This is a genomic window from Chitinophaga sp. G7 BAM 1005 (assembly GCF_057126945.1).
This window is the reverse complement of record NZ_CP181478.1, coordinates 2,767,903-2,791,992: the sequence shown is the minus strand read 5'-3', so window position 1 is coordinate 2,791,992 and position 24,090 is coordinate 2,767,903. Positions and strand designations below refer to the sequence as shown.

The window sequence follows — 24,090 nt, the reverse complement described above, 5'->3', positions numbered from 1 at the left end:
ATGCTGAAAGTGCTAAACTACTTTCCTTTCACCACCGTTGAGGCCAACAACCCCGCCACCTTTGCTTCCATGCCGCCTGACTTATTATGCGCTGCAGCAAGGTGGTTCCGTTGTTATAAGTAATCAGTACTTCCAGCGGGAGCTGATAGATACTGTCCTTTTGCGTAATGTTAAGCTGTAATTTATTTTGCTGCTGCTCCCAGCTGCTCTGCCACGAGGGCGCTCCCAACCGCTCAAACCACTGGTTGTAAAACCACTGTAAACTGCTGCCGTGCGCTTTCTCCACTTCCATCTGGAAGGCATCCCAGGTGATAGCACCCCGACTGTACTGATCACCGATAGTTCGCAGTGTTTTGTGGAATACGGCCTTGTCAACTGTATTGGATAAGAGTTCCAGGGCAAGAAACCCTTTACCAGGTGGGAAGCATCTGAAAATCCGGCTGGTATGCCGTAATGTTCAGCAGGAAAGACGCGTTCTCGCAGACCTGTTGCTCTTTCCCAAAATAATTACCTGGCGACAGGATAATACTCATAAAAATGGCCGGTTTCCTTTAGGAGGGCCGGTTGTCAAAGATACTTTAACCATTCGGTTTTCTGACCATTTAGCTGTCATACGACTGGCTACTTTACTACCATACTATCTTTTATTCCTGACTTTACACTTCCTCCTTCCCGTATAGTTTTAATCCTCTGGATAACCGGATGATCGATTTAGTCATACGGCTTACTCTTGTTTCCATTCTTTTAGCAGAATAGATCCAATCGATATAAAACTTCTGCTCACTTTCAGACAGCGATTTAAAGAACAGGTGTGCATTGGGTTCATCCTCCAGGCAAACCATCAGCTCCTCGGGTATTTCGAGCGGCTCATCGTCCCGGAACAAAGTTATTTTCACCCAGTCGCCTTCTTTCTTTTTTATCTTCTTCCTGATATCTGCTTTTACCGGGAGAAACAGGATGCTGTTACCCATAGGCATCAGGTGGCATTTTTTTATTTCGTAGTCGTCAATAAATCCTTTCACTTTTACCAACCCAAAGGCTTTCACTTTATCGGGAGTAATTTCTGGGATACGCGCAAAAGTCCATCCACCTTTCCCGTGGAATTTCTCAAGGCGGTACGATTGATCGACGATTGGTTTAACAGCCATAAATATTACAGATGGAACGAGTCATAAAGTTATTGAACTTTATTTAAACGACCAGTATCCCTCCCGTGTTTCGATTTTTCATTTGCAGGTATGCATAATCCGCTCAAATTCTTTCATATTCCAAACAAACATGAATATCTATCTTCACAAAAAATCATTAATAAGCGTATTCATGATGAAACTTTATTTATCACACACAACTCATACAACGATGGCGGCGCACTCGCCTTCGTTACCCTAAACCGCAATGCAAACGCCCGGTAACTCCGCGGCAGCCGGATCACTTTACAATCCCCCATAGGCGCTGATCCCAGGTACACCGTTTGCCAGGATCCATTTGCCATAATATCCACGGCATACTCCTGGATACGTGGCAATCTTACCTGCGAGAAACCATCGGGCAGCTGTTTTATATCCTTATACTCAAAAATGCTGATCTTATTAAACGCATCTGAAGGATTCAACGTAATCTCCAGGCTGGCCAGCGTATCCGCAGCAGCCCAGCGGCTTTCCAGGCTTCCATCGTTAACGGAGCTCCCGTCATAACGATGCGCGGTATCCGCATATACACTCGATGCCTTTACCGGTTTCAAGGCAGAAATAAAAGTACCATTCCTGGGCAGTGGTTTGGTTAATGACAAGCCAAGTCTTTTCCCAATCCCGATTGCCGCCAGCGCCGTGTATTCCCTGATACGGCCGGTTTGGTCGGGTGGTACATTCATCACGAGGCAGTTGTCATTGCCGGTGCACCAGTAAAAGAGTTCTTCTAGTTCATCCAGGTCACGGACCGGCAGCTGTGCCGATTTTTCAAACCAGTTCCAGCGATCGCTGATACAAAGGGTATGTTCAAAAGGCAGGTAATAAGACTTGCCTGCATGCAGGTACTGCTTCTTATCATACCGGGTAATGATCTTTGGGTCCCATAAACGGAAGTCTGAAGGGAAGTATTGAAAGAAATATTTATTGTCGGCGGTCATGTCGGCGGGAACAGTAAAGTTACGTTTCCCTTCTTCATTTACAATCGTGTGGTTCACACTTACCGCACAGGCTGGGTTAAATTGCTTCACCAGTTTATACACCTGGTCAATACCCCACTCTTCCGGCTTACGGTCCCAGCCGCCGTCCAGCCATAATTCACAGATGTTGCCGTAGTTGGTAAACAGTTCGGTGAGCTGGTTCAGCATATACTTCACGTACAGCTGCTTGTCCTGGTTCTTGTAAGACGGCTCATGACGGTCCCACAGTGAATAGTATATGGCGAACTGTATCCCGTATTTTTTGCAGGCGTCAGACACCGCCTTCACTATATCGGTTTTCACCGGCGATGCAGCTACATCATAGGTAGTATACTTACTATCCCACAGGCAAAAGCCGTCGTGGTGCTTGGCGATCAGCAGCACATACCGGAACCCTGCATCCCTGGCGGTCTTCACCCACTGATCGGGATCCAGGTGCGTGGGGTTATACTTTTCAACGGGGATAGTGCCATCCGACCATTCCACATCCGCAAAGGTGTTGATACCAAAATGGATAAACATGCCATAGCCACGTTTTATCATGGCCTGCTGGGCCATGTTGGGTTTAGTAGACGGCTGCTGCCGGGCCATCCCACAATGATATGCCAGTACAAATAAAACAGATAGATATATTTTCTTCATAACGGCAATAAAAATAAGCGGGTAAAGGCAATCTTGCTGGTCTTTTCCCGTCAATAATGAATTGTATTTTAACATAAATGAACTTTTCGACACCGGAAAACGTCCACATGTCAAAAATGTTTTCTTAAAAAAGCCCGGTCAGATAGGTTTGCAGTAAACAATTATTTATGCAACCAATATCTTCTTCCCGGCAAGCGTATTTAGACTGGCTCCGCATCATCGCCATCGTGGGCGTCCTGTTCTTCCATTCCGCGATGCCCTATGTGTCTGAATGGGGATGGCATATAAAAAATAAAGAAACCAGCAATGTGCTGCTTGAAATGAACGACTTCCTCCACCGGTTCCGTATGCCCCTGCTGTTCTTTATTTCCGGTACCGTAAGCCATTTTATGCTGCAACGCAATTCCGGCGGTAGCTTTATCGGTCTCCGGTTCCGGCGGTTGTTTATTCCGCTGCTGGTGGGTATCCTTATCATTGTGCCTCCACAGGTATACATGGAACGCCTCACCCAGGGCTTCAAAGGCAACTTCTTCGACTTCTACGCCGGTATGTTTACCACCGGGGCTTATCCGCATGGCAATATGAGCTGGCACCACCTCTGGTTTATCGCTTACCTGCTGGTGTATGATATCCTTTTTGCGCCGCTTTTTGTATGGCTGATCTCCGGCAACGGGAAAAAACTGCTTCAAAAACTAAACTGGGTAGGCAGCAAACGGTATATCTACTTACTCATCATCCCCGGAACATTGGTACATACCTTCCTGCTCATCTGGTTCCCGCAAACCGGCGACCTGGTGCATGACTACGGCTACTTCTTCTATTGGCTGTTTTATGTGCTGGCAGGATTTATCTGCATTGCCAATCCGCTGTTCATGGACAGCCTGGAGCGGAACCGCCGCTTTTCACTGGCCATCGGCTTCGCCGGCCTTATGATCATCAACTACATCCGCTGGAATAAACTGGAACCCTGGACCTTTGGCAACCACGTTAAACATGACCTCTTCACCTACGCATTTTTGGCCCTGGGTGGCATCGTCGCCTGGATGTGGGTATTGGCAATTGTAGGCTACGCAAAAAAATATCTCAATAAACCGCTGCCCGTACTGGCATATGCCAACCAGGCCGTATACCCTTTCTATATCCTGCATCAAACCGTTATTGTGATACTTACTTATTACCTTGTGCAGGTACCGGATGACGTTGGGCTGAAATATACTTTTACTGTTCTTGTTACTTTTTTAATCAGTATATTCATCTTCCATTTGTTTATCAGACCCTTTGCCATCATGCGTTTCCTGTTTGGTATGAAACCACCGGCACGGAAAGAAAAAGACCGCAGATCCAAAGGAACCAAATTGATACCGGCACCACCTGAAGTAGTATAATTAATCAGCTATCATGAAAATATTCTGGAAATATTTCTTCCCTCCGTTGTATGGCCTGCTGGTATACTTTACCATCCGCCTGCTTACAGACAGCGTTTCAGGGATGAAATTCTGGTACCGGCCACTACTGCTGAACATTATTGAAATGACATCCAGCATGCTGATGGGCTATCTTTTTGTATGGATCTTCAACCACCTGTTCCACTATTTCGATAAAAAAAATCAGGCCGGCTTCTCCTATAAAATCATCCTGAAGGAACTGTTATATGTATTCATCATCAATCAGCTCATACAAAACGTCATTTTTACACCGATGGCCGCCTTCACTGACAACGGCCTGCAATCGTTCGACCTCATCGATATCAATGTGATCCCTTTGTTATATTGCCTCATCTACTATGGGGTACGCAGAAGCAACTCCTTTTTACAGGCATATATCAATAATCGTTTGCAGCTGGAGAAAATCACCAACGACCAGTTGCAAACAGAACTCAAATTCCTCCGGGCGCAATACCATCCCCATTTTTTGTTTAATGCGCTAAACACCATATATTTCCAGATGGATATGGATGTGGAAGCAGCCAAAAAAACAGTGGAACGTTTTTCCGACCTGCTCCGTTACCAGCTGTACGACCAGCAACAAACGGTAAGCGTTTTGAATGAAATACAATACCTGCAGAACTTTATTGCCCTGCAAAAAATCAGGTCGTCGCGCAGGCTGCAGCTCAACGTGTTTTTTGATGAAGCACTGCACCATGAACAGGTATATCCACTGCTGTTTTTGCCGCTGGTGGAAAATGCCTTTAAATACGTAGGAGGAAACTTTTATATCGATATCCATCTGAAAAAAAAGGACCATGAAATATCTTTTTGTGTAGAGAATTCAATACCCGATAAAATCAGTTTCGAGGAAAAAGGAGGGATCGGATTGGATAACCTGAAAAGACGGCTGGAACTGTTATATCCCGGTAAACACACGTTTACCGCACAGATTAAAGAAGATAGTTTTTTGGCTGAATTAAAACTCACTACCCAATAATGGATCAATTAACGATACGCTGCATTATCACCGACGATGAACCGCTCGCGGGAGAAGGATTACAACGCTATGCTGAAAAAACGCCATTCCTGCATGTAATGGCTGTTTGTGAAGATGCCATACAGCTCAATACCCTGCTAAAACAACAGCCTGTTGATCTATTGTTCCTGGATATTGAGATGCCTTATATTACCGGCATAGAATTCCTGAAAAGCTATCCCAATCCGCCAAAGGTGATCTTTACCACCGCATACGAGCAATATGCCATACAAGGCTTCGAGCTGGATGTACTGGATTATCTCGTAAAACCGATTTCATTCGACCGCTTCCTCAAAGCCGCCAACAAAGCGTTTGATTATTTCTCCTCCCAACACGCCAGCAAAGAACAGCCTTACTTCTTTATTAAAACAGATAATAAACTGGAGAAAGTAATATTCAACGATATTCTATTTGCAGAAGCATTGGGCAATTATGTGGCTATCTATACGGCAGATAAAAAAATAATAACACATGCCACCCTGAAATCCGTACAGGAAAGCCTGCCTGCCCGGCAGTTCCTGCAACCACATAAATCCTATCTCATCAACATCAATCACATCAGTGCTATCGAAGGCAACGTGCTGCACATGGGGAGTCATGAAGTACCCATCAGTAAATATCAGAAAGAAGAATTACTGGAGAAGATAGTCAATAACCGGTTGCTGAAGAATAAGTAATAACACTACGCCATCCGGTCCCTGATGACCTGAATAATCTTATCGGCCACAGGCCGGTATTGCGACTGGTACTTAATCCTCACCGAACTTTTATAGATGTTATCAAAGTACACCCAGCCGCCCATCTCCTGGATAATATACTTTGGCTGTTTATCTTCATTATAAACTTTATCGGTGGGTATGTTTGCAAGAAAATCCCGGTATACTTTTTCAAACAACGCTTTATCGATAGCCGGTCCGCTAACGAAAGTAATGTTCTCCTGCTCGTAGTTATAGTAACTGTCGAAATACAATTCTCCTGAAAAATGATACGTGTGATCGTAATAATCAATAACCTCTTCAAAAGTCCCGAACCGTAAGATCTTATCGGAATGCCGCGGCAGGATAATAAAAGGATACCGGGTATTGTCAATGGCCGCAATGATATCCCCGTCGATAGTAGTGGCAATCGTTAACCCGTTCAACACCACCGGTTCTTCACTTTCCGGCAGCTCCCACAAATCCATGTACTCCCCGAAATTAGACCGGATATACGCCTCATCGGGTTGGTGAATCATCAGTAATTCATTGATCACTCCCAGTCCGTAAGTATAAAGAAAATCCCGGTAGCTCACCGGCAAAGGAAATGTCACCGTACCGGCTATTTGCTGAAATTCAGCCGTGGTCAATGGTTTTATCTGTCCTATTAAGTAAGGAGCCTGCATATCCTGTAATTCACTTATTTACCACCGCAATATACGAAGGGCAACAGAGAATATTTCACGATAATATTATAAAGCAGTAATCTCTTGCAACTGCCCAGGAAGATTGATTGAGAACGAAAAAGGGGGCCTCCCGCCCCCCTTTCAATCTCCTACTTATCCTTCCCTTTCAACACATTATCAATCCGCACCTCCATATCCTGCAAGTGATACTTCGATATCCCCGTTTGCAACCCTATCGCCTTATGAATATCATTACGCAACACCGTTAAATGCGCCCGCATCATACTCGACACATCGTTACCGGTCGGATCAGGATTGATATAATAAATGGCGCCGTTACCATTATTCCTCCCCACTATTTCATTCACCGCTTTAAACGCCTTAAATGAATTCTCTACATATACCTTCTGCTGGTTGCGGCGATAAATATCTATCGGCTTATTGGTATACAGCTCTGTCCAGATACTGTGTTTCAGATCTTCTAAAAACTCCTCTGCCTTATAAGTCTTAATTCCCTTGTTCAACTCCGCCGTTTTGATAAGCGTCATCAGCGTGCCGGAACCCTGTAACCGCATCAGTACATTGGACTGCGCTATAACGATATGTACAAAAGGCTCGGTGCCGGTCAATGCAGTGAGTGTATCATTAATGAGCCAGGTGGGCGTGGTGAACAAATAATCGTTCAGGAATTTCATGGCGTCTTTCTGCCGCTGGTATTCTACCGGCACTATCTGAACACCAGGCTGCTCCACGCTCTTCGGCGTACGATATTCGCCGCCGATGCTTTTTAACACCTGAACGGTATACAATTTATACTGTTTGATTAGCTCCTCGTACATTGTTTTCAGGTTGTTGTAACCTTCATTGGGCTCTTTCGTCCACTCCCGCAGATGTGGCAGGATACGTTGCAGGTTCTTCATCCCGTATTTACCAGCCAGTACGGCGTCGTCTCCCAAGTCCTCGCTCTGGTTGCGGGGATCGGAGAAGCTGTTTTCATTACCGAAGTAGAGGCGTTTGTTTTTGGCAAGACTGTCAACAATCAGTTTATTCAGGAAAGGTGTTTCTTCCTTTGCCGATTTGAATTGCGGATACCACCGGTATCCCCATTCAATGGCCCAGGTATCGTACTCTCCTATTCTCGGAAAAATTCCTTTCTCTGTAATATGATCTTCCGGCTGCGCTACGTAGTTAAAACGCGCATAATCCATGATAGAGGGCGTATGGCCATGAGCTTCCACGTATGCCTTGTCCCTTAATTTTTCAACAGGCACCGTAGAGCTGGAACCAAAATTATGACTAAGTCCTAACGTGTGCCCTACTTCATGCGAAGAAACAAAACGAATGAGCTGTCCCATCAGTTCATCATCAAATTTCATGTTGCGGGCAGCAGGATCAATGGCGCCGGCCTGTATCATGTACCAGTTATGTACCAGCTGCATGATGTTGTGATACCAGTTAATATGGGTTTCTATGATCTCGCCGCTGCGTGGATCGTGTACATGCGGACCGCTGGCATTCGCCACCTGCGACGGCTTATACACAATCACGTTATGCCGCGCATCATCTATACTCCAGGTGGAATCATTTCCAGGAGCGGGCATCGCTTTGATCGCATTCTTAAAACCCGCCTGCTCAAATGCCTTTTGCCAGTCGTTAACGCCGGCAATCAGGTAAGGCACCCACTTCTTTGGTGTGGCGGGATCAATGTAATAGATGATGGGCTTCTTTGGCTCCACCAGTTCGCCGCGCTTATATTTTTCTACATCTTCATCTTTGGGTTCAAGCCTCCACCTCGTAACCAGGTATTGCTCCTTTACGCCCTGCGGATCAGCATCAAAATCTACAAATCCCCTGGCAAAATATCCTACCCGTGCATCGGCATACCTGGGCTGCATAGGTACTTCAGGCAAAAGCACCATAGAACTGTTCAGCTCATAAGTATCCGGAATAGTAGACGCCGGCCCCTGCGCCGCTGCCGGCAGATAACTTCGCAGTGTACGGATTTCAATATTCTGCGGGAAAGTTTTAATGGCTAATATATACGACTTATCCGCCTGCACAGCGCCCATCTTCAGCACACTCTTTACCTGCGGATTAAAGTAAAATATCTCATTGTCGGTGTTCAGGTAATCGGTAATATCAATCACCGTACTTTTTACATCTTTGTTGTAAGCCTTCACCGGAAATACAGCCGCAATGGGCTCCAGGTTGGAGTTAATCACCGACCGGTATAATCCATTGTCAGTGGAATCTGCAGAACGTTCACTAAACCGCATCACTTTCATCAGCACACGGTCATCCGGCCCTTTTTCAAAGTGGATTACATTTTCGGCGATTTCATCGCCGGCGTAACCTGTCATCTGCGGCCGTGGCCCAGCCGCCGCACGGGCAATACGGTTCACTACCAGTATGGCCCGGTTGTACATCGAGTCCGGGATTTCAAAGTAATACCGCCCGCTCAGCTGATGAACTTTGAACATACCGGCGTACGTTTTCGCTTTTGCAGTAATCACCTGCGCATACGGCTTCACGGCGGCGGGGAGGGAATCCGTTTTTTTAACAGCGGAATCGGCAGGAACAGCCTTTTGCGCATGAGCGCCGGCCGCACCGCCAAGCAACACAAATAAAGCAATGTTAAATCTAAGCATGGTTAATTAAATATTTCTTCGAGTTTTTTAGTAAGATGTTCGCCGCGGAGATCTTTGGCTATGATCCTTCCCTGCGGATCAATCAGGAAATTTTGCGGAATGGAACGGATCATGTACAACTTCGCCACTTCATTGTTCCAGTATTGAAGATCCGACACATGTTTCCAGGTTAAACCGTCCTTTTGAATGGCTTTCAGCCATTCGGCTTTCTTCCCCGGCTGGTCAAGAGAAACAGAGAGGATATCAAAATTTTTGTCTTTAAACCGATGATAAGCAGCCACCACAACCGGATTCTCTTCCCGGCACGGGCCGCACCAGCTGGCCCAGAAATCAAGCAACACATATTTTCCCCGGTATTCCTGTAGTTGTACAGCGTTACCCAACGTATCGGGAGCGGAAAACAAAGGCGCCTTCGCTCCCACTCTTACCGTCATGTAACGGTCTATCAGCTTACGGGTGGCAACACCGGCTTCGCTTTTCTGCACCGGTTTCTTCAATGTTTTAAACAACCGGTTATATATGGTGATATCGTCAGGAATGGGTCCAATGGCGTCTTTCAGTGCATCAACACTTGCAAAATAATCCGGGTGCTGCTGTATAAACACCAACTCCTGGCTTTTCCTTTCAGCTTTAAGCACACGCATTTCATCGCGGTACATACCCAGCCCTATGGTATCATATTTCGCCTTTGCCTGCTGTGCTGTCAGCCAGGCTTGCTGGCGGTCTTCCAGCTTTTTATCGGCGGCGGCCAGCGCCTGTTTCAGTTCCGTTTTCTGCCGGGAAAGTATTGGCGTGTCAATGTTACCGGTTTGCGCCAACAGGCTGCCGGTATAAAAACAACAGGCCATTGCTAATCGTAATGAGCTTTTCATCTTATTATTTATTTTTTGGAAAGACATGAGACCACCATGCCAGTCTGTTACCAGTGGCAATAATGTGATCTCTTGTCTTTATAATGTTAGAAAACCCTGCTTCCCGCGCCCTGCTCTACATAGGTGATATTAGCCACCCGCCCGTCGCCTTCAAAATTCGGCTTCGGCAATGCCTGGATCGTTCCGGTAGAACTGATGGTATGCAGCCACACTTTATAACGGCCACTGGCATACGAAGCAATCGCCAGATAATCAGTAGTCGTGGGTATAGTTGTACTGTTGGGTTGCGGGTATTTAATATGCTGGATACAGGTAACCGTTTCCCCATCGGGAAGCGTTACCTGTAATGCTTCCTGTAATGTATTAATATCGGTGAGATAGATCTTGTTGTTCACCCCATAGTAAATATAATCGGCGTCATAATTACCACCAATCACACCGGCTGTCATCAGGCTATGTGTTTTGGGCAAGGTATCTTTCACCAATAGCAACGGCGATGAAAATCCGGCGAGGTAACCATATTGCACATTCAGCTTAACAAGCACCCCTTCTCCGGTGGGCATACGGAAAAGTGCCAGGGCCGCACTCCGCCGGCCGGCGTAACCATTCATCCACACCAGGTCGGCGTTGAGGCGCTTCAGGCTATCCCCGTTCGCTCCCAGCATGGCAAAGCTGGCGCCGTTAAAAAGGATCACCGATTTGGATATCTCATCAAAACCAATGTCCATCGCCCCTACCGCCGCTACCGGGGATACCTTGTAGGTTTGCGGCAAATCGGTAAATAACGCGCCCTTCGTCAGCGAATACGCCTTATTGTCATTGATCAAACCGAGATTCGCCGTGTTCATCGACTGAAATACATTCTGGAGTTTACGGGTAGCAGGTTTGGAAAAGAACATGTTATCAAAGTTCATTGCCATCACACCGTTATCGATCCGGTATATGCCCGCATCCTTTTCAGAAAGCACCGTAAATGCATCAAAAAGACTCGTAGAAGTAAGCGTCATCTTAAACGATGGCGTATACACGGCTTTCACCGCTTTCCCATCCAAACTTCTCCCGTTATTATAAAACGCGATCCAGTTGTCGATACGGCCATCCTTGTGAATAAAATCAAAATCTGTTGTAGTCCCGTTGTCTTTCAGCAGGTACCAGCCATTCATGTTAAGCGTGGCTACCGTCATGTTCACATTAATGAGCTTTATTACACCGTTCGTTTTGTCTTTCACATTAAACACCAGGATATACTGCCCGGGATTCAGCAGCACTTCATAGTCCAGGTTCTTTGCTCTGCCCAGCGTATCCGGCTTAGGCACTTGTCCGGTGTTCTGTACAAAAGTGGTGCTATATGCCGTCCAGTAAAATTCGAAACGGCTTTCATCCGCTACTACCGGGTTGATACGCAACGTATCGCGGTGACTGAATACCGAATAACTGGCAGCCAACCCGCTCACCGTTACCGGTGGCTGCGGATGATCAGCATAAGTACTATTGTCTTTTTTACAGCCGGAAACTATCAGGAAAAAAAAGCCCGCTGCAATAATATATAACTGTTTCATTTTTGTAATGATTGATAGTGAATCAAGGGAATGTAACCGCCGCACTGGAAGGTGCATCTGTTTCACGCAAAGGAGCCTTCCCGCTGGCAATATTAACCGGGTCATTATTAAACGCCGCTAATGCCCCCTTTAAAACAGTCCGGTACTGCGTTAATGCGCCGGCCAAAAGCGCTGCCTGGTACCAGGCCTCATCTACATTTACTTTCAGCACATCAATCATAAACTGGTGCTTCCCGGTGCTATATCGTCCAAAAGTAAGATAGGCTAACGCCGTGGTATTGTCTACCCGCCAGGAGTAAAAACGCTCCAGGTGATCAGAAAACACGATGGTCCTTTCCCTTGCGCTTTGCTCGCCCAGGCCAAACTGGTCGCTGGCAACCAGCTGCACGCGCAGGCGGTAAGTATTACTTTTCAGACTCGTGTCACGCAGCAGCACTACCGGGATGTTCGCTTTTACCTCATTCGCTTTTACCACCATCAGTGATTGCAGCGATGGTTCATTCAGCGCTACATAATGCACACCGGGAACTGCAGTAAATGGCCGCGCTTTCATAATGGTATCAGTGACCTGGTTCGTTACAGGATCACGTACATAGGAATAGTCGTATTCCACTACCTGCACCAGTTTCACCGGCCGGTCATACTTCGTGATACCACCAATTGTATTCACCTCTATTTCTACGGTATCTCTTATAATCGCCGGATCGTCGTACACAAAAGTACTGTTCAGCGCAGCGGTGTCGCTTAACTGTATCCGGGCAATATCATTATATATCAGGTATGCTGCTTTCTTACAGCCGGAGGCTATTATCAGTAAAACAGCTATATAGCATATCAGTTTTTTCATCGCTGTAATTAGTTATTATGGTAATTAATTTCACGATCCGGTTTAGGCACTACATATCTGTCGGTTGTACCGTTATAAAAAGCGGCAGTCCAGCTGGCCGGCAGGGTGGTTACATTAAAGCGTTTATAGGCAAAGAAAGTTTGCCCCTCGGCGTAAAACTCACGCACATATTCCCGGATCAGTTTATTTCTCCGGTCATTCTCCCAGCCGGAAGCATTAAAACCGTTTACAAACGGTATCCCTTTCTGCTCGCAATAAGTACGGTAATAACCTTCTGCCGCTTCTTTCGTTGGCGCACACTCCGTTTCTATGAGATACATTTCACTCAGGCGGATCAAAGGCGCCTGGAGTACAGGAGAACTGGCCCGCTGCAAAAATTTTCTATACATTACATAACTGGTGTTGCCAGAGGAGGTTTTGTACACCCACATCTCTTTCCACCTTACATCCGACGTTCTTTCTGCAACAGGGAACAGGTTGTTCAGGTAATAAAATCCATCCTGCACGTTAAAGTCGTTACGCACCAGGCCACCGGTTTCGCCGAATGTACCATTGGCAATCGCCTCAAGGTTATATACACTCAGCGCCAGAATATGCTCGGGCGACATGGTATAGTCCCCGCTTACACGATCACTCTCTTTCCCCAGTCTGAAAGTAGGCACGCCGGAATGGTCTTTGGCATCTATCACCATCTGGGCGTACTTTGCCGCGTTGCCGCGGTTCGCATCACTCAACGGCGCCAGCCACAGGTACACCCTGGCTTTCAGCGCCAATACCGCATAATAGTTCATACGGATCTGCCGGTACATGTAGTAATCGTCTGCTACTACCGGCGGTGTAATCGTGTTAGGTAAAGGATTCAGCTCCCCGATAGAATATTGCGTGAAAGGGTCCACATCTTTCAGTAATTTTTCTGCTTCATCCAGATCTGCTAACACGGCCTGTGAAAACTCCGCATAACCAACAGGCTGAACAATTTCGTGAGATACCTCCGTAACATAGGGCAACTGGATAGCAGCACCAGGATTATCGGGCATTGGACCAAACATCCGTAGTATATCGAAGTGGCAAAAAGCCCGTAAAGTCAATGCTTCGCCTTTGATCAGCGCGTAATTATTATCTGTAAAGATGGCTTTCTGTGCATCTATCTTTTCCAAAATACTGTTCACATCTGCCACAACTTTATATTGATCCGCATAGGTATTATCCAGCCAGCTTCTTGCGGTAGCATCGGTGTAATTGGCATTCGCCAGGCTGGCAAGCGCAGTATTGTTGGTGTTCACCACATCCCAGTTACGGGCCATATATTCAATATTTCCCCACATTAGCGAGCCGCCGTAGGTATTGCCGCTTTTCAGATGAATATAAGCCCCTGTAAGCGCATTGCGGAAACCTTTCTGGGTACTGAACAACTCATCTTTGGTTGTTTGTGCCTCCGGCTTTACATCCAGCCATTTCTTGCATCCGGTGAAGCATAAAGCACTCAGTAATATAGCAGTGATAGTTATCTTCTTCATGTTGATTTCAGATTAAAAGGTGGCAAACACACTCATAGATACCTGCCGGGTGAATGGATAATCAAGACCCCGTTCCTGGCGTACTGTGGAGATATAAAAAAGCTCCCCGGTATTGGCCGTCACCGTCAGCGCTTTCATACCCATACTCTCCAGCCATAACCTGCCGGTAACATTGTAGGATAGGTTCACATTCTGACAGGTAAAGGTGGATTCGTTCTGCACAAAGCGGGACGATGGATATATTCTCGACGTTTCATTAAGCCCCCTGAAAAAGGTTTTATCTCCCGGTTGTTTCCAACGGTCGGTATACACCCGCTCATCTACATTAAAAAACCGGTCGGCATTCTCTATCTTATCAATCAGCGTCTGGTTATACAACTGGCCGCCAAAACGGAAACCGAAAGAAGCATTTAATGCCATACCGCCATAACGGAACAACGTACTGAAGTTACCCCGGTACTTCGGCTGACTCAAGCCTACCGCTACCCTGTCGGCTGCATTCCAGGTATAGGTTACTTCGCCATTGCGGTTCAGGAAAAGTTCCTTACCGGTGCTGGGATCAATACCCAGCGACCGTACTGCATAAATTGTATTCTGCGAGGCGCCTTCCCGTATGATTTTATTGGGAGTGTTACCATCTGTAAGTGTGGCCAGCTTATCATTAGCGGCCTTCATGGCCTGCGACAACTGCACAATCTTGTCGGCGTTATATGCAATATTACCGGTAACAGACCAGTTGATCCGCTTTGCTTCATTGCGCAGGATCATCACACTGGCCATCAGCTCCCAACCGGTTTGTTCCAGCTTACCGATATTCTCTACATAACTGGTAAAGCCATTGGAGTAAGGTAAATCAAGGGAAGATAAGAGATTGGAAGTATTCTCTTTATATACATCCGCCTGAACGATCAGCCGGCTGTGGAATAATTCTGATTCCATGCCCACATTGTACTTACCGGTTTTCTGCCATTGCAGGTTAGGATTGCCCAACGCTGTTTGCGAAGCTCCCACCCAGTTTTTATAATGGTCGTTGGTAATATAACTGTAAGTTGCCAAAGGCTGGTACGCATAAAACTGCTGGTTACCGGTTACCCCATAGGCAGCCTTCAGTTTCAGGCGGTCTACAAAAGGAAGATGGTCTTTGAAGAAAGATTCGTAGTGCAGGTTCCAACCCACACCGGTAGACCAGAACGGCGCAAAACGTTTGTCTGTTCCAAACTGTGAAGCGCCATCCAGACGATAGGCCAGGTCAACAAAATAACGGTCGTCATATGCATAGTTCACGTTAGATACCACGCCTATCCTGCGCGAAGTGGCCTCTGTACCTTCCGGTGTGCTGTTCTGCTCATACTGGAGCGCCATGCCTATAAAATCGATACTCGCATCCGGGAAACCTTCTGCCTTAAAAGTATAACTGGTTGCCCGGTCTTCCGTTGCATCTGCAGATATACCTGCTGTAAGTGCATGTACACCGCCAAAAACATTGAAATAGTTAGCCGTCAGGTTACCTGTAAAGTTGAAGGTCTTCCCGCTGGTATACGCATAGCTTCCTTTCCGGTTAATATCAGCATCGCTGTACCCCGCAAAGGCGGAATGATCAGCCGGTTTAAAATCGTCGGCAGTGCTGGAATTGGTGGTAATACCCGCGCCGCCGCGCAGCGATAAATGCTTCACAGGCGCCCACTCTACCTGGAAATTATTGGTAATAGAGGTATATCCACTTTTGCTGAAAGTATTCAGCGTAGCGTCATACATCGGGTTGGGATATGGCTTGACGCCATGTGTGCCCTGCGTCCAGTAGTCCCAGTTAAAGGGCGAAAAATATTGTACAATATGCCCCTGTGCGTCATACGGACTCCAGTAAGGATTCAGTTTTACATAGTCTCCGAAAGATCCCCAGGGCGACTCATTCCCTTTCATATTCCCAATCATCAGGTTATTGCGGAAATTGAGTTTGCCCAGGCGGTACGACAAATCCACATTACCATTAATCGTTTCGCGGCCGGAACCTTTCATTACCCCGTTTATTTTATTGATCTGTCCTTCCAGCGCATACCTGAAAGCGGCATCGCCGCCTTCCAGCCGCAACGAATGGTTCTGGTCGGCCTGCGTACGCAAAGGCTTTGCGATCCAGTCGGTATTCACGCCGCTCTCCACAAGCTCTTTTACCTGGTTGTAGTATTGCTGCATTCCGATGTTGGCAGCGGCATCTTTGGTAGTGCTCTGATAGTAGCCGGATAAACGTTCCAGCTCCAGTTTATCCCTGGCGTTCAGCAGGTGATAGCTGCTGAGATCCGGCATGCTCAGGTTCATCCCGCCCCGGTAGGTAAGCCGCAACTTGCCGCCCGCCGGCTCCTTTGTAGTGATCACAATTACGCCGTTGGCGCCCCGCGATCCATATAATGCAGTGGCGGAGCCATCTTTCAGCAACGTCACAGACGCAATCTCGTTATTGTTGAGATCCATCATGCGCTGCAAGGTAGTCGGAAACCCATCCAGGATGATAAGCGGTGTATTAATAGCCGCCGACGTATTGTCCTGCAACTGGTCTATATTGGGAAGGTTCCGGGTACCGCGCAGCTGTATATCCGGTAAATGGTTAGGATCAGAACCAAAACTGTTATCCGGAACAATGTAGAAAGATGGATCAATATTACCGATGGTCACGAAAATATTACGCCCCTGGAAACTTTGCAGTTCTTTTGCCGTAATCACCCTGGCAGCACCGGTATAACTCTCTTTGGCTTTATTAAAGATGCCTGTCACCACCACATTACTGATAGTTGAAATGGCCGGCGCCAGTGAAATATTAATCGCTTTACCATCTCCTTTAATCGTATAAAACACCGACCTGTAGCCTATATAGCTCACCACCAGCACATCGCCGGCATCCGCTTCTATCTGGAAACGTCCCTGCACATCGGTAGATACGTTTTTCTGTTTTCCCTGTACCCTCACAGAAGCTCCGGGCATCGGAACGCCATTGGTACTGTCGGTAACCCGCCCGGAAATAAGTTGCAGTACTTTTGCCGCTGCAAAAGTTGCATTAATGTTAGTCACAGGTTTGAGAGAAAGCACAATGGTTTTCGTACGTTCCTTGATCTCCAGTTTAAATGGCTGGTCTTTTACCACCACGTTCAATACTTCATTCAGCGGCATGCTGCTTACTTCCAGGGAAACAGGCTTGGCATCGGCCAGCATTTCCTGGTTGTAAAAAGTAACATAGCCGGTTTGCTCTTTGATGAGCTGGAAGATTTTTTTTACTGGAATGTTCCTGCCGGACAGTGTTACTGTTTGCGCGGTCACAGCCGCGTGAACTTGAATAAGTGCCGTGGTTAATAATACAATTGTCAATTTCATTGCAAGAACAATTGATGCTGTATTGATACGATGGCTTCGTACTTTGCGCCGGACCATCGTGCACAGCGATTTGGTTGATGCCCCATCTGCCGGGAGCTGCTTAAAAGGCACAGCACTCACATACGGCTTGGGATAAGCTGTAAAATCCATAACTTACGTTTGGTTTGGGTTGATAAAATAAGCGGTGTTCCTCGAAAGAAAATTGTTTATCGGGATCGGCCCGGCCATTCCGCCGAAGGTGTTGCAAGCGCCTTCGGCTTCTTTATGGGCTATCCACGGTCATCTGTCATGTCCTCATGTAACTCGGTTTGATTTTAATTATGGTATAGTTAGTATTAGCTTTTAATCGGGCAACGAGTGCCGGATCATGGTATCACAACCAGTTTGCGGCCTTGTTCCAGCCGGAAATGCACATTGGATTGTTCGAGGATCTGCAATACGTCCTGCAATGTGTTCTGTTTATTGATCTCCCCTCCAAAACGGATGGCAGGTATATCTTTCGCGTAAGTTACTTCTATATCATACCAGCGTTCCAGCTGTCGCATTACTTCCTGTAAAGTGGCGTCATCAAAGTTGAACAGGCCGTTCTTCCACGCCATTACCTTGTCGATATCCGCCTTCACCGGCGCTTTCAGCTGTGCTTTGGACGGCACCACTTCCGCCTGCTGACCGGGTTTAAGCGTTTGCGTTTGCTGGTAGGCGTTTAGTCTTACTACTCCTTCAAGTAGTGTAGTGCTGATAGCAATTTCATTTTTATAAGAACTGATATTAAAGCTGGTGCCCAGCACTTCTACTTCGGTCGCATCTCCCGCAGTTACCTTAAAAGGCATCTCTGCATTTTTTGCAATCTCGAAGTAGGCTTCTCCCTCCAGTTTTACCCGGCGTTCCTTCCCGGTAAATACCGTTGGATATTTTATAGCACTGGCGGCATTCAGCCATACTTTGCTGCCATCCGGCAATACCAGTTGAAACTGCCTGCCTTTAGGCGTGCTCACTGTATTATATGCAATCGTTGATGCAGAACTTCCGCTGGAACCATACGCCAGCTGGCCGTTTTGCAGGAAAACAGGCACTCCGCTCTGGTTGGCTACTACACCATTTCCCATACTGTCCAGCACCACTTTAGAACCATCTGCCAATGTTAACACAGCGCCATTACGGCCCGGTGCAATGATATCTGCCGGCAGGCGGTTATCCGCCAGCTGCTGATCCCCGCTTTTATGAATAACCAGGAAATAAGCGCCAACACCCAGCAAAATGACAATGGCCGCCGCTGCGTAACGGAAAATTTTACGCTGCAAAAAATGAATCCGCGGTGCAACGCCGGCATGATTCACCAGGTCATTCACCCGGCTCATCCCCCGCTGTTTGTTCATCTCCCGGTTTTTCTCAATCCCATGCCATGCTTTAAACATCTCCTGAACAGCCGCTGGATGCTGTAAACGCTCAAAGAGCGCCATGTTCTCTGCTGCCCGGTCCATCCACTCTTCCAGCAGTTGCAGCTCCTCTTCAGAAAGCAATTCGCCGGCCAGCTGCTTTTGCAGCAGGGGCGCAATCCGGTCCGGTAAGGCAGTGTTGATATTGGTAAAATCCTCCTCAGCCATGCAGGTTATTTCCAGTAAAACAACTGAGGGAAAGAAAGCGTGACAGATTTCTTAAAAAAATATAACTGAAAGCAACAATTCGCTGAAACCCTTCCTGATTAATTCGCTTTTCAGCTCCTTAATGGCCCGGCCTTTCCGCTGCCGCAGGTTCTCCTGTGTGATGCCCAGCCGGTCGGCCGCCTCCGCAGAAGAAAGGTCGTCCAGGTAAAGCAACTCCACTACCTCCCGGTAACGTTCAGGTAACCGCGCTATTTCCTGGTACATAAGCCGCATCAGGTCAGACTCCACCATCAGCGCTTCCAGCTTCGAATCCATGATGGCCTCCGCACCGGAAAGCTCCCGCTCACTGCGCTCCCGCACCCGCAGATGCTTCAGGTAATTCAGACTGGCATTTCTCACCAAAGTAAAAAGATAGCCTCTTAATTTCCCCGTACTTTCAAACCGGGTAGGCAGCTGCCATAACTTAACAAGCGAGTCCACGGCGATATCCTCCGCCTGTTGCTGATCCTGTATAATACCACGGGAAAAATAAACGAGAGAATTATAATAAGTATCGTGCAGATAGGGATATATGGCAGCATCACCCTCCGCTATCCGGGTTAGCAATTCATCCTCGTCGTATGGTGAAATGGCTGGCAAATTCGATTTAGTATTGGCCTCTTACTTTTTGCAAAAGTATATAAAAAACAAGTTATCCTGTGAAAATCCGTCCCGCCTGCCGGCTTACTTTTTTTGTATTTTTAAGAAAAACGTTAACCCAATGGCAAAACAAACAGGAATACTCCCATTCACCGGGAAATTAGATAACCGGGTGCATTCCGGGCCGGATGCTACCCCACCCATTGCAATTCTCTTTTAAAGGCACTATTTTACAAGGATCAACAGACAGGCATTTTTTCATGACATACGCTAAAAAGCTCTACGGACTGGATCATTTAAGGTCGCTGGCAATACTGATGGTGTTGTTCTATCACTACCGCATGTTCCAGCATCCGCAATGGCTGGATAACATAATGGGCTTCGGGTGGACGGGCGTAGACCTCTTCTTTGTATTAAGCGGTTACCTCATATCCTATCCCCTCTTTCTAAACATAGCATCCGGGAAACGCATTGCTCTCCCGGAGTTCTTTATCAAACGCTTCTTCCGGATCATTCCCGCCTACCTGGTGGTACTTGCCATCTATTTCCTTTTCCCGGCATTCCACGAAAGGGAAGCGCTGCCGCCTCTCTGGAAATTCTTAACGTTTACACAAAACTTCAACTTCGATATAAAAAACTATGGTACGTTCTCTCATGTGTGGTCCCTGTGCGTGGAAGAACATTTTTACCTGCTTTTCCCGCTGGTGCTGGTTACACTGCTTCATTTCAACGCATGGAGAAAAGCGGGCATCCTGCTGGCAGCATTATTTCTGTTTGGCATCGGCATCCGGCTGTACTGCTGGTATGCGCTGATTGCTCCTCACACAGGCCAGGACAACAGTTGGATTATCTGGTACCGCCATATGTACTATCCTACTTACAACCGGCTGGATGGCCTGCTGGCAGGCGTTTCCATTGCCGCGCTGTTTGCATTCAGGCCGGCTGTAAAAGCATGGGTTACCAAACGTGGCAATATAATGCTGCTACTGTCCCTTGCCGTTCTTACGGGCGCCTGGTTTCTGTGCGACGACCAGCAGAGCTTTCATGCTTCCATATTCGGCTATCCTTTGGTGGCAGCGGGTTATGGATTGATGGTGGTGGCAGCAGTAAGTCCGTCCGGTATATTGTACCGGTACAACAGCCGCGTTACCGCGTTAATAGCCAAACTGTCCTTCGCACTCTATTTGTCGCACAAAGGAGTGATACACCTGGTGCAGCCCTTGCTGGCCCAAACAGGTATTCCGCCAAAAGGCAACCTGATGCTCGTGCTATGCCTGCTCATCGCCGCGCTGGCCGCGCTCCTGTTAAATAAAGCCGTAGAAGCGCCGTTCCTGCAGCTCCGGCAGCGTATATTGAACAAACGGAAAAGCTCTGCTCATAAAAATGTGGCGCTTCTCACAAATGATTCAGCAGCTTAACTTAACTTCACCTGATTAAAAGAGGAAAGATATATGAATATTGAAAAAGCAATTCTTGCCGGTGGCTGTTTCTGGGGCGTGGAAGAACTGATCCGTCAGCTGCCGGGCGTAATTTCTACAGTAGTGGGATACACCGGCGGCGATGTTCAAAACGCCACCTACCGGAATCATGGCACACATGCGGAAGGCATTGAAGTTACCTTTAATTCAGCAGTACTATCATACCGTTCCCTTCTGGAATTTTTCTTCCAGATCCACGATCCTACCACCCGGAACAGGCAGGGCAACGATATAGGTACCTCTTACCGCTCCGCCATCTTTTACCGGAACGAAGCACAGCATGAAACCGCCAATGAACTAATTGCAGCACTGAATGCCTCCGGTAAATGGCCCGGGCCAATTGTAACGGAAGTGGTACCCGCAACTGCCTTCTGGAACGCCGAAGAAGAACACCAGGACTATCTCCAAAAGCATCCGCATGGATACACCTGTCACTTTGTACGTCCTGAATGGAAAATAAACTAACATAAAAAAGGAGAAAATGAATCAGCTTCATTTTCTCCTTTTTTATACAGAGATAAACAATGTTTGCTATTCTGATCTCAGCGACTTCACAGGATTCATCAGGGCGGCCTTCACCGACTGGTAGCTCACCGTCAGCAAGGCGATTAACAACGCTCCTACCGAAGCGGCCACAATGATCCACCAGGATATTTCCGTGCGGTATTCATAACGCTGCAGCCAGCTATTCATAAAATAACAAGCCACCGGCACCCCTATCACCAAAGCAATAATAACCAGTAGAATAAAGTCCTTCGTCATCAAACGCCATAAGTTGAAGACGGAGGCCCCCATCACTTTCCGCACACCTATCTCTTTTACCCGTTGCTCTGCCATGAAAGACGCCATGCCAAAAAGCCCCAGGCAACTGATGAACACTGCCAGCACTGCGAAAAAGCTCGACAATTTACCAATGCGTTGTTCCGCATCAAATTTAGCCGCATACTCGTCGTCTACAAATCTGTAAACGAAAGGAATACCCGGGTTATACTTTCTAAAAACAGCCTCGATCCGGGTGAGCGCATCCGCCGTTTGTTTGGCCGGATTTATCCTGGCGTTGATTATATTTGCTGCGTTGTAATCCAATGTAAAAACAGTACGAAAAACCGGCTCATACGGCGACTGCATCACCATGTCTTTTATCACACCAATCACAGTAAAAGGCTGGCCATCCTTTTTTACAATTTCTCCTATGGGGTTTTTAAGACCCATAAACTTAACGGCCGATTCATTCAGGATCATAGCAGTGGTATCAGAAGCAAAATCCCTTGAAAAGTCGCGCCCTGAAATGATCTGCCAGTTAATCGTTTTTCCGAAATCATGCGTAACGCCTATCGCCCCGAAATTTCCCTGCGCGCCTGGCGCCATGCCTTTCCAGGTATATCCATTGTTTATTGCATCCACGTCTGTTGTAGGCGCGGAAGAATAAGACATCCCGGTAACTGTGCCTGATGCCACCAGCTCATTCCTGATAAGCTCGAAATGATCTTTCAATGCCGACGTAGATATGGGGACAATGATCAATCCCTCCCGGCTATAGGCGGTAGGCCGGTTTTTAGCGAAATGGATCTGCCTGAACACTACAATCGTTCCGATAATAAGGATCACCGATACGGTAAACTGTATTACCACAAGGGCTTTCCGCGGAATCGCAGCGTAACGTCCGGCACGGAAAGTACCTTTAAGTACTTTTACCGGTTCAAAGGAAGAAAGATATAAGGCCGGGTAACTGCCGGCAATTAAACCGGTGAACAGCGTAACGCCAAGACTAACCAGCCAGAATACAGGGCTGCCAAAAGGTATGCTTACCTTCTTATCAGCTACGTCGTTAAATACGTGCAATCCGGCCTGTACCAGCACCAGCGATCCTACAAAACCAATCGCAGCCAGCAGGAGGGATTCACTGAAAAACTGCATGATCAGCTGACCACGAAGGGAACCTACCGCCTTGCGGATGCCCACTTCTTTGGCCCTCTTTTCAGAACGGGCGGTGCTCAGGTTCATAAAGTTGATGCACGCCAGCAACAGCACAAATACACCAATGATCCCGAAAAGCCATACAAACTGGACCCTGCCACCGATATTCTTTCCGTTCTCCCAATCTGCATACAAATGCCATTTGCTCATGGGATGAAGAAAAACTTCCGGTTTAAACGCGGCGTCTGCCGCACGCACTTTACGCAGTTTCACATCTTTTATTTTAGCGGATACTTTTTCGAGGTCCGCATGATCAGCCAGCTGCGCATAGGTTTGCGTAAAATTAGACCGCCAGGGGTTTTCCATCTCCCTGATCCAGGGCTGACTGCTCAGGTATAATGCCCACGGCGCCATAAAATCCAGGTTCCTGAAGGCTGAGTTGTACGGAAGATCTTCATACACCCCGGTCACTTTCACGGCTGTTCCGTTATCCATTTTCACCAGCTTATCGGTTGGATCCGTCTCCCCGAATAATGCCTTTGCAGTAGACGCGGACAACAGGATGGAAGCAGGATCCTTCAATCCATCTCGTGTACCCTTCAGCATTTTAAGCGTAAGCATCTCCGGAAATTCCGGCTCAAAATAGTTCCCTGTTTTGGAAACAGCATTGTTATTATAAGCCAGTACATGCTTATTTTCCCACGAAGCCATTACAACATACCTGAAATCGCTGCCGTATTTATCCCTGATCTCTTCTCCCAGCAGATAAGGGTTAGCCGTTTGCGTGCCTACCACCCCGTTAAAGGTTTGGTGCTGCATCACCGCTACAATACGATCGTAATTCGCATGATTTTTACTGAATGTCAGCTCATCATATATCCACAAACCGATCAGCAGGGCCACCGCCATGCCGGTAGATAGTCCCACTATATTGATGAACGAAAACGTTTTGTTCTTCAATAGGTTTCTCCAGGCAACCCTGGCATGATTTCTTAACAT

The 24,090-nt window shown here is 47.1% G+C and carries 19 protein-coding genes; 5 read left to right on the top strand and 14 right to left on the bottom strand.

The genetic code is table 11. From position 1 onward, the window contains the following. Nucleotides 1–28: 28 nt before the first annotated feature. The 4 genes from ACMXI2_RS11020 to ACMXI2_RS11005 form a co-directional block, all read right to left on the bottom strand. Nucleotides 29–292, bottom strand: coding sequence for a hypothetical protein (locus tag ACMXI2_RS11020; protein WP_483781646.1), 264 nt, complete (start codon nucleotides 290–292; stop codon nucleotides 29–31). A gap of 118 nt (nucleotides 293–410) precedes the next feature. After that, a complete protein-coding gene (locus ACMXI2_RS11015; protein WP_483781645.1) occupies nucleotides 411–533 on the bottom strand; it encodes a hypothetical protein in 123 nt (40 codons plus the stop codon). A gap of 123 nt (nucleotides 534–656) precedes the next feature. Continuing rightward, a complete protein-coding gene (locus ACMXI2_RS11010) occupies nucleotides 657–1,148 on the bottom strand; it encodes a DUF1905 domain-containing protein (protein ID WP_483781644.1) in 492 nt (163 codons plus the stop codon). 170 nt (nucleotides 1,149–1,318) lie between these two features. Beyond that, nucleotides 1,319–2,806 (bottom strand): alpha-L-fucosidase, encoded by a 1,488-nt coding sequence (locus tag ACMXI2_RS11005; protein ID WP_483781643.1) that lies wholly within the window; start codon nucleotides 2,804–2,806, stop codon nucleotides 1,319–1,321. A 167-nt stretch (nucleotides 2,807–2,973) separates the two neighbouring features. On the opposite strand from ACMXI2_RS11005, the gene ACMXI2_RS11000 reads away from it, so the two are divergent. The 3 genes from ACMXI2_RS11000 to ACMXI2_RS10990 are packed head-to-tail and all read left to right on the top strand — an operon-like array spanning nucleotide 2,974 to nucleotide 5,946. Beyond that, nucleotides 2,974–4,191, top strand: coding sequence for an acyltransferase family protein (locus ACMXI2_RS11000; protein WP_483781642.1), 1,218 nt, complete (start codon nucleotides 2,974–2,976; stop codon nucleotides 4,189–4,191). 13 nt (nucleotides 4,192–4,204) lie between these two features. Continuing rightward, nucleotides 4,205–5,230: a sensor histidine kinase gene (locus ACMXI2_RS10995; protein WP_483781641.1), complete on the top strand. Its 1,026-nt coding sequence runs from the start codon at nucleotides 4,205–4,207 to the stop codon at nucleotides 5,228–5,230. Beyond that, a complete protein-coding gene (locus tag ACMXI2_RS10990; RefSeq protein WP_483781640.1) occupies nucleotides 5,230–5,946 on the top strand; it encodes a LytR/AlgR family response regulator transcription factor in 717 nt (238 codons plus the stop codon). Before ACMXI2_RS10995 ends, ACMXI2_RS10990 begins: the two co-directional genes overlap by 1 nt. 5 nt (nucleotides 5,947–5,951) lie before the next feature. On the opposite strand, the gene ACMXI2_RS10985 is transcribed toward ACMXI2_RS10990, so the two are convergent. The 9 genes from ACMXI2_RS10985 to ACMXI2_RS10945 all read right to left on the bottom strand — a co-directional run bounded on the left by ACMXI2_RS10985 (nucleotide 5,952) and on the right by ACMXI2_RS10945 (nucleotide 19,696). Further along, nucleotides 5,952–6,650, bottom strand: a complete 699-nt coding sequence (locus tag ACMXI2_RS10985) for a hypothetical protein (RefSeq protein WP_483781639.1) — start codon at nucleotides 6,648–6,650, stop codon at nucleotides 5,952–5,954. Nucleotides 6,651–6,799: 149 nt separating this feature from the next. Then, on the bottom strand, nucleotides 6,800–9,298 hold the full coding sequence (locus ACMXI2_RS10980; protein WP_483781638.1) for a zinc-dependent metalloprotease: 2,499 nt from the start codon (nucleotides 9,296–9,298) through the stop codon (nucleotides 6,800–6,802). 2 nt (nucleotides 9,299–9,300) lie between these two features. Then, nucleotides 9,301–10,170 (bottom strand): peroxiredoxin family protein, encoded by an 870-nt coding sequence (locus ACMXI2_RS10975; protein ID WP_483781637.1) that lies wholly within the window; start codon nucleotides 10,168–10,170, stop codon nucleotides 9,301–9,303. A gap of 86 nt (nucleotides 10,171–10,256) precedes the next feature. After that, nucleotides 10,257–11,729 (bottom strand): PKD-like family lipoprotein, encoded by a 1,473-nt coding sequence (locus ACMXI2_RS10970; protein WP_483781636.1) that lies wholly within the window; start codon nucleotides 11,727–11,729, stop codon nucleotides 10,257–10,259. Between the two features lie 22 nt (nucleotides 11,730–11,751). After that, a complete protein-coding gene (locus tag ACMXI2_RS10965) occupies nucleotides 11,752–12,576 on the bottom strand; it encodes a DUF4843 domain-containing protein (protein ID WP_483781635.1) in 825 nt (274 codons plus the stop codon). Between the two features lie 8 nt (nucleotides 12,577–12,584). Then, on the bottom strand, nucleotides 12,585–14,093 hold the full coding sequence (locus ACMXI2_RS10960) for a RagB/SusD family nutrient uptake outer membrane protein (RefSeq protein ID WP_483781634.1): 1,509 nt from the start codon (nucleotides 14,091–14,093) through the stop codon (nucleotides 12,585–12,587). 12 nt (nucleotides 14,094–14,105) lie between these two features. Further along, nucleotides 14,106–17,453 carry a SusC/RagA family TonB-linked outer membrane protein gene (locus tag ACMXI2_RS10955; RefSeq protein WP_483781633.1) on the bottom strand — a complete coding sequence of 1,116 codons (3,348 nt, stop codon included), beginning with the start codon at nucleotides 17,451–17,453 and terminating at the stop codon, nucleotides 14,106–14,108. Nucleotides 17,454–17,818: 365 nt separating this feature from the next. Beyond that, nucleotides 17,819–19,057 carry a FecR family protein gene (locus ACMXI2_RS10950; RefSeq protein ID WP_483781632.1) on the bottom strand — a complete coding sequence of 413 codons (1,239 nt, stop codon included), beginning with the start codon at nucleotides 19,055–19,057 and terminating at the stop codon, nucleotides 17,819–17,821. 51 nt (nucleotides 19,058–19,108) lie between these two features. After that, on the bottom strand, nucleotides 19,109–19,696 hold the full coding sequence (locus ACMXI2_RS10945) for an RNA polymerase sigma factor (protein WP_483781631.1): 588 nt from the start codon (nucleotides 19,694–19,696) through the stop codon (nucleotides 19,109–19,111). 260 nt (nucleotides 19,697–19,956) lie between these two features. On the opposite strand from ACMXI2_RS10945, the gene ACMXI2_RS10940 reads away from it, so the two are divergent. Both ACMXI2_RS10940 and msrA read left to right on the top strand, forming a co-directional pair. Further along, nucleotides 19,957–21,114, top strand: a complete 1,158-nt coding sequence (locus ACMXI2_RS10940; protein WP_483781630.1) for an acyltransferase family protein — start codon at nucleotides 19,957–19,959, stop codon at nucleotides 21,112–21,114. 33 nt (nucleotides 21,115–21,147) lie between these two features. Next, nucleotides 21,148–21,639, top strand: a complete 492-nt coding sequence (gene msrA, locus ACMXI2_RS10935) for a peptide-methionine (S)-S-oxide reductase MsrA (protein ID WP_483781629.1) — start codon at nucleotides 21,148–21,150, stop codon at nucleotides 21,637–21,639. 66 nt (nucleotides 21,640–21,705) lie between these two features. On the opposite strand, the gene ACMXI2_RS10930 is transcribed toward msrA, so the two are convergent. Further along, complete coding sequence (locus ACMXI2_RS10930; protein WP_483781628.1) at nucleotides 21,706–24,090, bottom strand: ABC transporter permease; 2,385 nt, start codon at nucleotides 24,088–24,090, stop codon at nucleotides 21,706–21,708.

Coding starts and splice junctions, on each gene's coding strand:
- ACMXI2_RS10955 (WP_483781633.1), bottom strand. CDS start 17,453: ATGAAATTGACAATTGTATTATTAACCACGGCACTTATTCAAGTTCAC.
- ACMXI2_RS10970 (WP_483781636.1), bottom strand. CDS start 11,729: ATGAAACAGTTATATATTATTGCAGCGGGCTTTTTTTTCCTGATAGTT.
- ACMXI2_RS11005 (WP_483781643.1), bottom strand. CDS start 2,806: ATGAAGAAAATATATCTATCTGTTTTATTTGTACTGGCATATCATTGT.
- ACMXI2_RS10960 (WP_483781634.1), bottom strand. CDS start 14,093: ATGAAGAAGATAACTATCACTGCTATATTACTGAGTGCTTTATGCTTC.
- ACMXI2_RS11020 (WP_483781646.1), bottom strand. CDS start 292: ATGGAAGTGGAGAAAGCGCACGGCAGCAGTTTACAGTGGTTTTACAAC.
- ACMXI2_RS10930 (WP_483781628.1), bottom strand. CDS start 24,090: ATGTTAAGAAATCATGCCAGGGTTGCCTGGAGAAACCTATTGAAGAAC.
- ACMXI2_RS11000 (WP_483781642.1), top strand. CDS start 2,974: ATGCAACCAATATCTTCTTCCCGGCAAGCGTATTTAGACTGGCTCCGC.
- ACMXI2_RS10940 (WP_483781630.1), top strand. CDS start 19,957: ATGACATACGCTAAAAAGCTCTACGGACTGGATCATTTAAGGTCGCTG.
- ACMXI2_RS10985 (WP_483781639.1), bottom strand. CDS start 6,650: ATGCAGGCTCCTTACTTAATAGGACAGATAAAACCATTGACCACGGCT.
- ACMXI2_RS10980 (WP_483781638.1), bottom strand. CDS start 9,298: ATGCTTAGATTTAACATTGCTTTATTTGTGTTGCTTGGCGGTGCGGCC.
- ACMXI2_RS10965 (WP_483781635.1), bottom strand. CDS start 12,576: ATGAAAAAACTGATATGCTATATAGCTGTTTTACTGATAATAGCCTCC.
- ACMXI2_RS11015 (WP_483781645.1), bottom strand. CDS start 533: ATGAGTATTATCCTGTCGCCAGGTAATTATTTTGGGAAAGAGCAACAG.
- ACMXI2_RS10995 (WP_483781641.1), top strand. CDS start 4,205: ATGAAAATATTCTGGAAATATTTCTTCCCTCCGTTGTATGGCCTGCTG.
- ACMXI2_RS10990 (WP_483781640.1), top strand. CDS start 5,230: ATGGATCAATTAACGATACGCTGCATTATCACCGACGATGAACCGCTC.
- ACMXI2_RS10950 (WP_483781632.1), bottom strand. CDS start 19,057: ATGGCTGAGGAGGATTTTACCAATATCAACACTGCCTTACCGGACCGG.
- msrA (WP_483781629.1), top strand. CDS start 21,148: ATGAATATTGAAAAAGCAATTCTTGCCGGTGGCTGTTTCTGGGGCGTG.
- ACMXI2_RS10975 (WP_483781637.1), bottom strand. CDS start 10,170: ATGAAAAGCTCATTACGATTAGCAATGGCCTGTTGTTTTTATACCGGC.
- ACMXI2_RS11010 (WP_483781644.1), bottom strand. CDS start 1,148: ATGGCTGTTAAACCAATCGTCGATCAATCGTACCGCCTTGAGAAATTC.